The 13,125-nt window shown below is 46.9% G+C and carries 11 protein-coding genes; 4 read left to right on the top strand and 7 right to left on the bottom strand.

The annotated features are described in order from the left end of the window. Window positions 1-72: 72 nt before the first annotated feature. Window positions 73-1,557, bottom strand: a complete 1,485-nt coding sequence (gene glpK, locus J8N69_RS06220) for a glycerol kinase GlpK (protein WP_168824931.1) — start codon at window positions 1,555-1,557, stop codon at window positions 73-75. Between the two features lie 156 nt (window positions 1,558-1,713). On the opposite strand from glpK, the gene J8N69_RS06225 reads away from it, so the two are divergent. The 3 genes from J8N69_RS06225 (at window position 1,714) to J8N69_RS06235 (ending at window position 5,050) form a co-directional block, all read left to right on the top strand. After that, window positions 1,714-2,484, top strand: a complete 771-nt coding sequence (locus J8N69_RS06225) for a DeoR/GlpR family transcriptional regulator (RefSeq protein ID WP_168824933.1) — start codon at window positions 1,714-1,716, stop codon at window positions 2,482-2,484. Between the two features lie 194 nt (window positions 2,485-2,678). Continuing rightward, window positions 2,679-4,166: a glycerol-3-phosphate dehydrogenase gene (gene glpD, locus J8N69_RS06230; protein WP_168824934.1), complete on the top strand. Its 1,488-nt coding sequence runs from the start codon at window positions 2,679-2,681 to the stop codon at window positions 4,164-4,166. 113 nt (window positions 4,167-4,279) lie between these two features. After that, window positions 4,280-5,050, top strand: coding sequence for a TSUP family transporter (locus tag J8N69_RS06235; protein ID WP_168824936.1), 771 nt, complete (start codon window positions 4,280-4,282; stop codon window positions 5,048-5,050). On the opposite strand, the gene gcvA is transcribed toward J8N69_RS06235, so the two are convergent. From gcvA to J8N69_RS06255, 4 genes are all read right to left on the bottom strand, one after another. Next, window positions 5,047-5,985, bottom strand: a complete 939-nt coding sequence (gene gcvA / locus J8N69_RS06240; RefSeq protein ID WP_168824938.1) for a transcriptional regulator GcvA — start codon at window positions 5,983-5,985, stop codon at window positions 5,047-5,049. The genes J8N69_RS06235 and gcvA overlap by 4 nt on opposite strands. Window positions 5,986-6,495: 510 nt before the next feature. Beyond that, entirely contained in the window at window positions 6,496-7,869 is a 1,374-nt protein-coding gene (locus tag J8N69_RS06245; protein WP_168824940.1) for a glyceraldehyde-3-phosphate dehydrogenase, read from the bottom strand. A 263-nt stretch (window positions 7,870-8,132) separates the two neighbouring features. After that, on the bottom strand, window positions 8,133-8,459 hold the full coding sequence (locus tag J8N69_RS06250) for a DUF3392 domain-containing protein (RefSeq protein WP_168824942.1): 327 nt from the start codon (window positions 8,457-8,459) through the stop codon (window positions 8,133-8,135). A 27-nt stretch (window positions 8,460-8,486) separates the two neighbouring features. Further along, window positions 8,487-9,056, bottom strand: coding sequence for a uridine kinase (locus J8N69_RS06255; protein ID WP_168824944.1), 570 nt, complete (start codon window positions 9,054-9,056; stop codon window positions 8,487-8,489). A 140-nt stretch (window positions 9,057-9,196) separates the two neighbouring features. Here J8N69_RS06255 and J8N69_RS06260 point away from each other — a divergent pair, with 140 nt between their 5' ends. Beyond that, the gene (locus tag J8N69_RS06260; RefSeq protein WP_168824946.1) at window positions 9,197-9,808 is read left to right on the top strand and encodes a uridine kinase family protein; all 612 of its coding nucleotides are present in this window, start codon (window positions 9,197-9,199) and stop codon (window positions 9,806-9,808) included. A 54-nt stretch (window positions 9,809-9,862) separates the two neighbouring features. Here J8N69_RS06260 and dnaJ read toward each other — a convergent pair whose 3' ends face one another. After that, entirely contained in the window at window positions 9,863-10,987 is a 1,125-nt protein-coding gene (dnaJ, locus tag J8N69_RS06265; protein ID WP_168824948.1) for a molecular chaperone DnaJ, read from the bottom strand. A 204-nt stretch (window positions 10,988-11,191) separates the two neighbouring features. Continuing rightward, window positions 11,192-13,105, bottom strand: a complete 1,914-nt coding sequence (gene dnaK / locus J8N69_RS06270; protein ID WP_168824950.1) for a molecular chaperone DnaK — start codon at window positions 13,103-13,105, stop codon at window positions 11,192-11,194. Between the last annotated feature and the right edge of the window lie 20 nt (window positions 13,106-13,125).

The following is a 13,125-nucleotide window of genomic DNA, read 5'->3' on the forward strand; positions in this document are numbered from 1 at the left end:
AAATATTCTTCCCTAAAATTAGCGATTATTACCTTGTCGTACAAGCGATGACATGTATCAAATCGTAAAGCATTAATCTCGTGTGCGCACTCGATCTACCGCTTTCTGCCAGCCACGATATAATGTATCTCCCGTGCCTTTTTCCATGGCGGGTTCAAAGCATTTATCCGCTTGCCATAAAAGCGCCACCTCATCCAACGATTGATACAACCCGACCTGCAAGCCCGCTAAAAATGCCGCGCCCAGCGCCGTTGTTTCCGTGACACAAGGACGCTCTACGGTAATCTCTAATAGGTCGCTTAAAAACTGTACCATGACATCGTTAATCACCATGCCACCGTCCACACGCAAGGTGCTAAAGGTTGCGCCATCTTGCGCCATCGCTCCCACAAGGTCTCTGGTCTGATAACACACAGAACGCAACCCCGCACTCACGATATCGGCCACGCTAGTGTCCCGAGTTAAACCAATCATTGCACCACGCGCATCAGGATCCCAATAAGGCGCCCCTAACCCCGTAAAGGCAGGCACGAGGTAAACCGAATCATCGTTTAAAGCCTGTTGCGCCAAGCTTTGCGTCTCTTTCGCATCAGAAAACAGCTTCAACCCATCTCGTAACCATTGGATCGCCGCGCCCGCCACAAAAATGCTGCCTTCTAAGGCGTACGTCACCTTACCATTTAAACGATAACCCACCGTGGTAAGCAACTTATGCTCGGAGCGAATGGCCTCATCGCCAGTATTCAGAATCATAAAACACCCAGTGCCATAGGTGCTTTTCACCATGCCAGGCGTAAAACAAGCTTGCCCAATCAACGCCGCTTGTTGGTCCCCTGCAATACCATTCACCGGAACCTCAGCACCCAACCAAGACGCATCAATGACACCAAAGTCAGCACTGCAATCCATCACCTCTGGGAATAACACATCGCCGATGCCTAACAGATCAATCAGTTCCTGATCCCATTCTTGCGTATGAATATTAAACGCCATGGTGCGTGCCGCATTGGTCGCATCGGTTTTATGCGATTGCCCATTGGTCAATCGCCACAATAAAAAGCTATCAACCGTGCCAAACGCCAAACGCCCTGCTTGGGCTTTTTCACGCGCGCCCTCAACATTGTCTAATATCCAGCGAATTTTCGTCGCCGAAAAATAAGGGTCGATTAATAAGCCCGTTTTGGCCTGTACCTTCTCGCCCAAACCTTGCTTACTCAATGTTTGGCAAAATTCACTAGTGCGTCTATCCTGCCAAACAATCGCATTATAAATCGGCTTACCGGTTTCGGTATCCCACAAAATGGTGGTTTCACGCTGATTGGTGATGCCGATGGTTGCTATCGCTTGCGCGTCGATCCCTGTATCCTTCAGAACAGATCGACAAACCGACAGTGTTGACGACCAAATATCTTCTGGATCATGCTCTACCCAGCCATCGTGCGGGAAAATTTGCGGGAACTCTTGTTGAGATTGGCCAATACGCGCGCCTTTCTCATCAAACAAAATAGCTCGTGAACTGGTAGTGCCTTGATCGATAGCCAGAATATAATGCGTCATAGTGAATTCTCTTTGAAACCACAGTCACTCAGAGAGTAACCTTTATTGTTGTTTTGTTTTTTGAACATGAATATTCAAATGCGAATATTCTACATTAAAAACCAATGCGCACTCATTTAGCAAGCAGTAACCTTTTTTTAGGGGGAATAAAACCAGATGGGGCAACTTTCTCGCCAAGACAACATAGTCGCAATAGTCAAAGAAAAGGGCTACGTGACCATAGACGAACTGGCCAACCAATTTTCTGTCACGCCACAAACTATTCGTCGTGATATTAACGAATTAGCCAAGTCAGGCCACATTCGTCGACACCATGGTGGCGCCAGTAACGACTCCAGTACCACCAACGTTGCTTACGCCACTCGACAAATTTTACAACTTCCCGCGAAAGAACAAATAGCCAAACGCATCGCGGCTGAAATCCCTAATAACGCCTCTCTTTTTATTAACATTGGCACCACCACAGAAACCGTCGCTCGCGCTCTGTTGAATCATCAGGGCTTACAGATCATCACCAACAATCTCAATGTAGCCGCCATTTTAAGCAGTAAAGAAGACTTTACCGTGATTATCGCCGGCGGCACGGTGCGCTCACGCGACGGCGGTGTCATGGGGGAAGCGACCATTGATTTTATTAATCAATTCCGTGTCGACTTTGGCATCGTGGGGATCAGTGGCATTGACCCAAACGACGGCTCATTGTTGGATTACGATTACCAAGAAGTCCGCGTTGCACAAAGTATCATACATAACTCCCGCACTGTTTTTCTTGCGGCAGACAGCGCTAAATTTGGCCGCAACGCCGTCGTACGATTGGGCAATATTACCCAAGTCGACCGCCTGTTCACAGACGAACAGCCTCCCAAAACCATTATCAAGCTAATGAAAGAGCACAAGGTTCGTCTGGAACTCTGTACGCCCAAGTAACCCTTGGGCGCTACCGCTCGCCTCTTTGACACAACTTCTCGCCGCGTTGACACACAAGCAACCTCACCCGAGCGCACAAATTTTCATCAAAACTTCATACTATGACCTTGTCATATGACCCATAGGGGTTTAATATCGAAAATAAATGTTCACTTTCGAACATATGTATTCGAACTTTAATCGTGAGGCTTTGTATGAATCACTCCCATTTTGACCTATTTGTAGTTGGTGGCGGCATAAACGGCACGGGGATTGCCGCAGACGCAGCAGGGCGAGGCCTAACCGTTGGCCTTTGTGAAATGGGAGACTTAGCACACGCGACGTCATCGTCGAGTAGTAAATTAATTCATGGCGGCCTGCGCTATCTGGAGCACTACGAATTTCGCCTTGTAAAAGAAGCGCTAACAGAACGTGAGGTATTGCTCAAAGTCGCGCCACATCTAGTGACCCCCATGCGTTTTCAAATGCCACATCGACCGCATTTACGCCCAGCGTGGTTGATCCGCATTGGTTTATTCCTTTACGACAACCTTGGCAAGCGTGAAACATTGCCAGCGTCAAAAGGTGTCAAATACGGCATAGACAGCCCACTTAAAGCCGACATAACACAGGGATTCGAATACTCAGACTGTTGGGTTGATGACGCCAGACTGGTCGTCACCAATGCCCTAAGCGCACAACAACATGGCGCCGCCATTTTCGCCCGCACGCGCTGCACCGCCGCAAAACGCGTCGATAATCTGTGGAAAATCCGTTTAGAAGATCAGATCACAAAAGAAACCCATGACATCACCGCAAAAGCATTAGTGAACGCCGCTGGGCCCTGGGTATCATCCTTTATCGAAACCAAGCTAGACCGCAAGGCCCCTTATGGCATTCGGATGATCAAGGGTAGCCATATTGTGGTGCCTAAACTGCACTCTCAACCTAATGCCTTTATCATGCAAAATACCGATAAACGCATCGTCTTCGCCATTCCGTACCGCGAGCATTACACCCTGCTCGGCACCACCGATGTGGAATACAAAGGCGATCCCAATGATGTCGCCATCTCCGCAGCGGAAACCCAATACATTCTGCAAGTGGCAAACGACCACTTCAAAAAAACCCTGACCCCCGCCGATGTGGTGTGGAGTTACTCTGGCGTTCGGCCTTTACTGGAAGATGAGTCGTCTGACCCATCCGCCGTGACCAGAGACTACACTCTACATTTAGAAGACCAAGCACAACACGCGCCCTTATTGAGTATTTTTGGCGGTAAAATCACCACTTATCGCAAACTGGCGTTATCCGCGCTGAAAAAGCTGGCGCCTTATTTTGATAATCTTGGGGACGAATGGACTCACAGCAAGCCGCTTCCTGGTGGGGATTTGGGCATGTCATTGGATGCTTTTGCCATGAAACTTCAGCAAGACTACCCTTTTATAGGGCCATCACTTGCCCGCCGTTTCGCAAACAGTTACGGCACACTCACTCACACCATGCTCAATAAAGCACATTCAATAACCGAGCTTGGGCTACATTTTGGCAACCAGCTTTATCAACAAGAAGTAGATTATTTGATACAGCATGAATGGGCTCGCTCAGCAGAAGACATTCTATGGCGCCGCACTAAGTTGGGCCTTGAGTTCAGCGCAGAGCAAACCAGCGCGCTTGAGGATTACATCAAGGCAAACGCTTGATTCTGCAAACACAATAAATCTTTTATTAGCCCGTCTAAATAATTGTCTAGACGGGCTTTTTTTGTTTAACTAAAACGCTTCGTAACCGCCTCTCAAACAGGAACCAAGACACAATGGACTTTGTTTTTTTCGATATCTCTATTTGGATTTATTTAGCCTTGTTTGGCGCGGCATTTCTTGCGGGTGTCATTGATGCCATTGCCGGTGGTGGTGGCTTGATTACCGTTCCCGTTTTATTGGCCGCTGGACTGTCGCCGGCCGAAGCCCTTGCCACCAATAAGTTACAAGGCTGCGCAGGCACAGTATCAGCGTCTTATCATTTTGTAAAAAAGGGCCAAGTGAAACTTGCCGATATGAAACTCCCCATTGCCATGACCGCCATCGGGGCGATTTTGGGGACGCTGCTGGTCTCTTATTTAGACAGCAGTCTATTGCTAAAAGCGGTGCCGGTTATCTTGATTGCCGTGGCGATTTTCTTTTTCTTTTTGCCAAAACTACAACCCTATATTGCCAGCAAATTTTCGCTCAGCCATGTTCAGTTTGCGCTGATTATTGGCACCAGCATTGGCTTTTATGATGGCTTAATTGGCCCTGGTACGGGCGCTTTTTTCTCAACTGCTTACTTATGCTTGATGGGATTAACCGTGGTATCAGCCACGGCGCACACAAAAGTACTCAACGCCACCAGCAATCTAGCGTCTTTGGCGATGTTCGCTTTTAGTGGTCATCTCATTTGGGCATTAGGCATTGTCATGGGCATAGGCCAATGGTTTGGCGCACAAATTGGTTCTCGCCTTGTGATCACCAAAGGCGCCAAACTGATTCGCCCTATGGTGATCATTATGTGTTTGGCCATTTCCGTTAAACTGCTACTGGACAACTAGTTCAGATCATCAGGCGTCGTCAAAGCATCTTCCGGTGAATACTGGTAGCACTCTGTTACCAGCCAACTGAGCAACTGCTGAACCGGCTCTCGCTGACGCTGCATATCAGGACAGGCAAACAAATACGCATGACCTTCGTCTAACACTGGCGAAAATGGCATAACCAAGCGCCCTTGCTGAATATCATCCATCACCAGCGGCGTTCTCCCCAAGGCGACGCCTTGTCCTGCAATGGCGGCTTGCACCGCAAGATCACCGCGATTGAAGCTGATGCCGCGCGATGGCTTCACGCCTTTTGCATTGGCCAATAACAGCCATTTTTCCCATTCCGCGTATGGGCTGGAAAAACGCCACTCAGAGTCATCATTCAATAAAGGCACTTGTGCCAACTGGCTAGGCTCCGCCAAGGCGCGCGACTGTGCAAATGCAGGACTGCAAACCGGAAACACCTTGTCTTTCATTAGGGGGACAATGTGCCCTTTAGAGTGATGAACATGACTGTGTACGATGGCCACATCAATCCTATCGCGCTGGAAATTAACCTCTCTATCATTGGCCTGAATCCGCAATTGCAAATCAGGGTAAGCCTCCTGCAAATTGCCCAAACGAGGAATCAGCCATTTGGTCGCAAACGACGGCATGACTGAAACGGTCAAAATATTAGAGGTTTCCTCTTCCTGCAGTTCTAGAATTAATTCATTGATATCATGAAAACTGTGATTCAGCTGCACCGCTAAACGCGCACCCGCCACCGTTAACGCCAAGCGCCGGTGATAACGAATAAACAAAGAAAGCCCCAAACGCTCTTCCAACTGGCGCATTTGCTGACTCACCGCGCCCTGTGTTAAGTGCATTTCTTGCGCGGCCTTGGTAAAGCTTAAATGACGCGCCGCAATCGCAAACGTCCCCAGCCCAGACAAAGGAATCGATTTCATAAAACAACCACCATAGACAAGCTGAACTACTGCAAAGCAAAAAAGCCGTTAATATTAAGCGATACAAGAAAACTTGATAAGTTATTGATAAAACAGCAACTTAGAGCTTTATATTTTTCGGCACTCTAGACAAGAATACACACAACGCGAATCCGATGACATTTTGCATTAATTTAGCTAATCCAACAAATCAATTTATATCGTTTGTCACTTTTATCTAACAAGATAGAATGCTTGCATCTCTTAGGTTGAACAGCGACCTAATATTGACCAATACAGCCCTAACTGTATTGCCCCTGAAACAGGTCCCACAGTCGTGTTTCAGGTGAATATCAGCATTCCCCACAGGATGATGTTATTCGCAACCGCTAGTTACTTTTGTTGAAGCCGGACTTGTCCGGCTTTTTTTTGCTTACAATTCGGGCACGTCTTTGGTCTTTAAAGCAAAAAACGGCGACCCAAAGGCCGCCGTTAAATAACACAAGTGACTGTGTCCAATCATTTCATTGCTTAAGCTGCTTTCGATTCAAGCAACTCAGCCTGAGTAAAATTTGCTAGGGCAAGTTTCTCCATCAAGCGCACTACTTGGCAGCTGTAACCGTATTCGTTATCGTACCAAACGTATAAAATTGCCTGATTACCGCGAACCTTGGTTGATAGCGAATCTAAAATTCCCGCCTGTTGCGAACCGATAAAGTCAGAACTGACGGCATCTGCACCATCGCTGTAGCCAATCTGTCCGGTTAGCTCAGCGCTATTTGATGCCGCTTTTAAAAGCTGATTAATCTCTTCAACCGAGGTTGCCGTTTTCAGATTTAAACTTAATACCGCGATAGAAACGTTAATCACAGGAACACGAATCGCGCTGCCGCTCAGCTTACCTTCTAAAGAAGGAATGGCTTTCGATACCGCTTTTGCCGCGCCAGTTTCTGTCATCACCATGTTCATACCTGCGGCACGACCACGACGATCCCCTTTATGAATATTGTCGATCAGGTTTTGATCGTTGGTGTAAGCATGGACGGTTTCGACATGGCCAGACTCAATACCAAAGGTTTTTTCCAACACCGACAAAATGGGGGTAATGGCATTCGTGGTACAAGACGCCGCGGATACAATACGATCGGCATCGGTTACATCACTGTCGTTGACACCAAATACGATGTTTTTCATCTGCTTGCCTGGCGCTGTCAGCACCACACGCTCAATGCCGGGACGATTCAAGTGAACACTCAAACCATCGTGGTCACGCCAGCGGCCCGTATTATCAACTAACAACGCATTATTAATACCGTGTGCTTGATAATCCACTTCTGCGGGGTCAGAAGCATAAATGACTTTTACGGTTGCACCATTGATGACTAAAGCTTGATTCTCTTCATCCACCTTAACCAGACCATCATACACACCATGAACAGAATCGTATTTCAGCAAGCTGGCACGCTTAACAAGGTCATTATCACACGCTTTGCGCACCACGATGGCAGCAAGCGCCATGCCTGGCGTCGTATGGCCAAGCGCGCACATGCGACGCGCAAGTAAACGACCAATGCGACCAAATCCGTATAATACCACTGGGGTTTCTGTGCCATCGTTTGACTGAACCGCTAACACAGAGGCGACATCGGCTTCAGCAACCAAAGACTCTAACTCAACCACGGTGTGGGTGGTGTCACTCGCCAACACTTGCTCTAACACTTGATACACTTGGACCAGATCCAATTCAGGATGTTGATCAAAAGCGGCCATTAAACCAGTGACAGAATCCGCCATTAAGGTGTTGCCTGCCAATTGAACTTTGACGGCCTTTTCACGCCCCAATTTGCCTAAAAGAGGAATCATAGATTCTGCTTGCGAAAGTGCTTGTAACCAAGTGTTTGTCATTTTCTGCCCCCGAAAAAAGACGCTGTTTATATCAATATGGACGCAGTCTAACGACAGATAAGGACAAAAACAAATTGTAAGAAGGCAACGAAAAACCTTTAAAAACGGGCATTTAGCGCATTATTTTATAGAAATAACGAAATTACCCGAAAGGTCTAGAAACTTTACTACATAATCTGAATATTAAGCGCTGAATCACCAGAGACAGTCTGATTATGTTGTAATTTGGCAACGAAAACTGACAGGAAATTTCATCAATTATTTTATAAATGACGCTTTCTTTCCGCTAAAATCCCCAAAAAACAAAAACATCCCACCACTAACGCTGGCCGATAAATCAAATCCACCTGCACAATCCCCCAATACACCAGCGGTTGACTCCACAAGGTCAGAAGACCATAGCCAAAAGTACACATCAAAATAAACGTCATCACTCTGGCAATAAACACCCAAGAAGACACCAATTTTTTGAGCGACGCATTGACCTTATCTCCGTAAATAACCAAACAAGTGGCGACCAAGGCCAGTGAGATATCCTGAAGATAAGGTTGCATAAAATGCGCTAGGCGAAGATTCAGATCAATAAACATAAGTACAACGACACCAATAAGGTAAAACTACGGATTCTCGCGCGACAAGGCTTCAACATCAATTTGACCAGAGCGAATTACCACTCGTGGGCGCTCATCCACATACAAGACAGACACATCAAACGTACTGTTACGCAATTCAATCCTGGTACTGTCCTGAAATAGCCATATGGCATGACCCATACCACTCTGCAGATCGCCATCACTCGGATCGCCATACTTTTTTTCCAATAGCTGACCTAATGCCTTACGTTGTTCGCGGCTTTCAATCACCCCAGACAATAGCGCTTGGTGCACATAACCCGACGTATTAGAATGCAGCGTGGCATTGGTGACCCCTAAAATCCCTTCTGGGCCTAAGCCATAACTCACCACACCGTCTTTATAAGACGGGTCACTGCGCAATCCCATGCCACTCAACTGGTTTTCTAAACGCGACAAACTCAAATCATTAAAAGGCAAAGCAAACAGTTCCGCTTTTTTAGAAATACGAGGGCCGATATCCTTTTGCGCCGCAGTCAGCGCCGTATTGGCGAACACCCCGCTTGTCGCCAACAAAGCGACCATCGTCACTATCAGCGTAATTTTTCTTGGCATTAGGTTTTCCTATAAAGTTCCAACATTCAGACACCATGATTCAGTTTAGCAAGTCAAAAAGATCCGAACTAATATATAATGAGACCTGATAAACGCCTCAAACTCAAGGCGTGCAAACACTTTATTTACCGAGGTAATACATGGCTCTTGTTATTGGCATTACAGGCGTATCCGGCAGCGGAAAAAGCCGACTTTGTTCTCTATTAGCAGAAGGTCAAGCTGACAAAATCACCATTCTATGCCAAGACAGTTTTTACAATGGATGCGGTAATATTGACCCAAATGTGTATAACTTTGATGATTTAAGCTCCTTAGATCTTGAAAGCCTAATGCTGGCCATTCACAACTGTAAAAACCGCCAACAGCCTAATGACATTCCAGTTTACGATCACTCACAACATAGGCGCACAGGTTACCGTAACCTAGACCCGACCCACGTCGTACTCGTGGAAGGCCACATGATGTTTCAAGATGCGGGGATTCGTGACGCAGTGGATTATTTATTGTACGTCGATACAGACATGGACATCGCCGTGGTACGACGTTTGAAGCGCGACATTGCCGAACGTGGCCGCGACGTCAACGAAGTCACTGGTCGCTACATGCGCCATGTTCGCCAAGCGTCGCTCAAGACCATCGACATTCGCAGCAAAGCGGACTTTATCATCCCAAACAATAAAAGCTTCACCAACGCCGCCAGCTTATTGCGCAACCACATTGATTATTTACTAAAAGAAAAAGGCGCCAAATAAGCGCCTTTTTCTTTTGCCGTACATTGCTCAACATCCGTCGTTCAATCGACAATATTACTTTTTAATATCATCGAAAAAACGCTTCACACCATCAAACCAGCTTTTTTGCTTAGGAGAATGATTGGTGCCTTCCCCCATGCTTTCTGCCAATTCGGTGAACAACTCTTTTTGACGAGACGTCAAGTTGACTGGCGTTTCTATCACCGCTTTGCAAATCAAGTCACCCACTGGACCACCACGAACCGGCTTAACGCCCTTGTTACGCAAACGGAACAACTTGCCTGACTGACACTCAGCCGTCACTTTCAAACGCACACGACCATCTAGCGTCGGCACATCAATTTCGCCACCCAGTGCCGCGGTGGTAAAACTGATCGGCACTTCACAATACAAGTTGGCGCCATCGCGCTCAAAGATACTATGCGCTTTGACAGATACTTGAACAAATAAATCGCCCGCTGGGCCGCCATGCGTCCCCGCTTCGCCTTCACCAGACAAGCGAATACGATCACCCGTATCCACGCCCGCTGGAATTTTTACATTAAGGGTCTTGTACTCTTGTATACGGCCTTGACCATGACAATCTGAACATGGATCAGAAATAACCTGACCTGCGCCATGACACTCAGGGCACGCTTGTTGAACCGAGAAAAAGCCTTGTGACATCCGCACTTGGCCTGCGCCACCACAAGTGCCACAAGTTTTCGGCGTCGAACCTTTTTTAGCACCAGAACCATCGCATGTATTGCAATTGACCAGCGTTGGAATACGGATTTTTTCTTCGCACCCCCATACCGCTTGCTCAAGATCCAGCTCTAATGTGTAGCGTAAATCGGAGCCGCGGCGCGTTCGGCTTTGACCGCCACCACCGCCAAAAATATCACCGAATACATCGCCAAAAATATCACTAAAACCGCCCGCTCCAGCGCCGCCGCCATAACCACCCGCTTGCCCATTTACCCCGTCATGCCCAAAACGGTCATAAGCGGCACGCTTGTCATCAGAAGACAAAATTTCATACGCTTCCGCCAGCTCTTTGAATTTATCAAGTGCTTCTGGGTTATCTGGGTTTTTATCTGGATGGTACTTATTCGCTAAAGAACGATAAGCTTTTTTAATGTCTTTCTTATCCGCGCCTTTGGCCACCCCAAGAACGTCGTAATAGTCTCTTTTGCTCATCGCAGCAATTCCTGAATTAAAAAGCCTGAATTTAAAAGTTCGAATTAAAAAGCTCGAATTTAAAAGTTCGAATTGAAAAATTAAATACGGAACTTTGAAGTAAAGTAGAAGCCTGCAAAACAGCAAAGCACGGTCATAAAACCGTGCTTGCTATTTTTTGCAATGCTCTTAAAGAAGAGGCAAAAACAAGGTAGTCACTAACGCTTATTTTTTATCGTCTTTCACTTCTTCGAATTCCGCATCAACCGCGTCATCCTGAGACTTGGCCTGCTCACCTTCAGCAGACTGAGCACCCGCTTCGGCGTCAGCGTACATCTTCTGAGCCAAAGTGCCAGACGCTTGAGTCAAGGCGTTGGTTTTCTCTTCGATCTTCTCTTTGTCGTTAGACGTTAGCGCTTCTTCCAGTTCAGTGATCGCTGTTTCAATCGCTTCTTTCTCTTCCGCTGTTGCTTTATCGCCAGCATCAACTAAGGTCTTACGCGTTGCGTGGATCATGCCATCCGCGGTGTTGCGAACCTGTACAAGCTCTTCGAACTTACGGTCTTCTTCCGCATTCGCTTCAGCGTCTTGAACCATTTTTTCCACTTCTTCATCGCTCAAACCAGAAGACGATTTGATCACGATAGACTGCTCTTTACCTGTTGCCTTGTCTTTCGCAGACACGCTCAAGATACCGTTAGCATCAATGTCGAAGCTTACTTCGATTTGTGGCACACCACGTGGTGCAGGTGGAATGTCGGCCAAATCAAAACGACCTAGCGATTTGTTCTGCGACGCTTGTTTACGCTCACCTTGCAATGCGTGGATAGTCACCGCATTTTGGTTGTCTTCTGCGGTTGAGAACGTCTGAGATTTCTTCGTCGGAATCGTCGTGTTTTTCTCGATCAATGCGGTCATAACGCCACCCATGGTCTCAATACCTAGAGACAGAGGCGTCACGTCTAGAAGCAACACGTCTTTTACATCACCAGACAATACGGCACCTTGGATAGACGCACCGATTGCAACGGCTTCGTCTGGGTTGACGTCTTTACGTGGCTCTTTACCGAAGAATTCAGTGACTTTCGCTTGCACAAGTGGCATACGAGTCTGACCACCAACCAAGATAACTTCATCGATATCAGCGGCTGTCAGATCGGCATCTTTCAACGCTTGGCGGCAAGGTTCAAGAGATTTCAATACCAACTCTTCAACCAAAGACTCTAGCTTAGAGCGCGTCAATTTAACGTTCAAGTGCTTAGGACCAGAAGCGTCGGCAGTGATGTAAGGCAAGTTCACTTCTGTTTGAGAAGAAGAAGACAACTCAACTTTGGCTTTCTCACCGGCTTCTTTCAAACGTTGTAGTGCCAATGGATCGTTGTGTAGATCGATGCCAGATGATTTTTTAAATTCAGCGGCCAAAAATTCGATAACACGCATATCGAAATCTTCACCACCTAGGAAAGTATCACCGTTGGTAGACAATACTTCGAATTGCTTTTCGCCATCAACGTCGGCGATTTCGATGATAGAAATATCGAATGTACCACCACCCAAGTCAAAAACTGCGATAGTAGAATCGCCAGTGCTCTTGTCTAGACCATAAGCCAAGGCCGCCGCTGTTGGCTCGTTGATAATACGTTTAACATCAAGACCCGCGATTTTACCGGCATCTTTGGTTGCTTGACGCTGAGAATCGTTGAAGTAAGCAGGCACAGTGATAACCGCTTCAGTGACTTTCTCACCTAGGTAATCTTCTGCTGTTTTCTTCATTTTCTTCAGTACTTCAGCGGAAATTTGTGGTGGCGCTTTTTTGTCGCCTTTTACTTCTACCCACGCATCGCCGTTATCAGCCGCAACAATTTTGTAAGGCACCATAGAGATGTCTTTTTGAACCACGTCGTCTTTAAACTTACGACCGATCAAACGCTTAACCGCAAACAAGGTATTTGTTGGGTTAGTGACCGCTTGACGTTTAGCAGATTGACCCACCAACACTTCACCGTCTTCAGCAAAGGCAACAATCGAAGGCGTAGTGCGATCGCCTTCTGCGTTTTCAATAACACGTGCTTTTTCGCCATCTAGTACAGCAACACAAGAGTTCGTTGTACCTAAGTCAATACCAATGATTCTACCCATGGTTTGTATCTCCAATAAAT

This window comes from Marinomonas profundi (assembly GCF_020694005.1).
Classification (GTDB): Bacteria; Pseudomonadota; Gammaproteobacteria; order Pseudomonadales; family Marinomonadaceae; genus Marinomonas; species Marinomonas profundi.

Bases quoted from the DNA above. Each gene is read 5' to 3' on its own strand.
- glpK (WP_168824931.1), bottom strand. From the start codon at position 1,557: ATGACGCATTATATTCTGGCTATCGATCAAGGCACTACCAGTTCACGA.
- J8N69_RS06225 (WP_168824933.1), top strand. From the start codon at position 1,714: ATGGGGCAACTTTCTCGCCAAGACAACATAGTCGCAATAGTCAAAGAA.
- glpD (WP_168824934.1), top strand. From the start codon at position 2,679: ATGAATCACTCCCATTTTGACCTATTTGTAGTTGGTGGCGGCATAAAC.
- J8N69_RS06235 (WP_168824936.1), top strand. From the start codon at position 4,280: ATGGACTTTGTTTTTTTCGATATCTCTATTTGGATTTATTTAGCCTTG.
- gcvA (WP_168824938.1), bottom strand. From the start codon at position 5,985: ATGAAATCGATTCCTTTGTCTGGGCTGGGGACGTTTGCGATTGCGGCG.
- J8N69_RS06245 (WP_168824940.1), bottom strand. From the start codon at position 7,869: ATGACAAACACTTGGTTACAAGCACTTTCGCAAGCAGAATCTATGATT.
- J8N69_RS06250 (WP_168824942.1), bottom strand. From the start codon at position 8,459: ATGTTTATTGATCTGAATCTTCGCCTAGCGCATTTTATGCAACCTTAT.
- J8N69_RS06255 (WP_168824944.1), bottom strand. From the start codon at position 9,056: ATGCCAAGAAAAATTACGCTGATAGTGACGATGGTCGCTTTGTTGGCG.
- J8N69_RS06260 (WP_168824946.1), top strand. From the start codon at position 9,197: ATGGCTCTTGTTATTGGCATTACAGGCGTATCCGGCAGCGGAAAAAGC.
- dnaJ (WP_168824948.1), bottom strand. From the start codon at position 10,987: ATGAGCAAAAGAGACTATTACGACGTTCTTGGGGTGGCCAAAGGCGCG.
- dnaK (WP_168824950.1), bottom strand. From the start codon at position 13,105: ATGGGTAGAATCATTGGTATTGACTTAGGTACAACGAACTCTTGTGTT.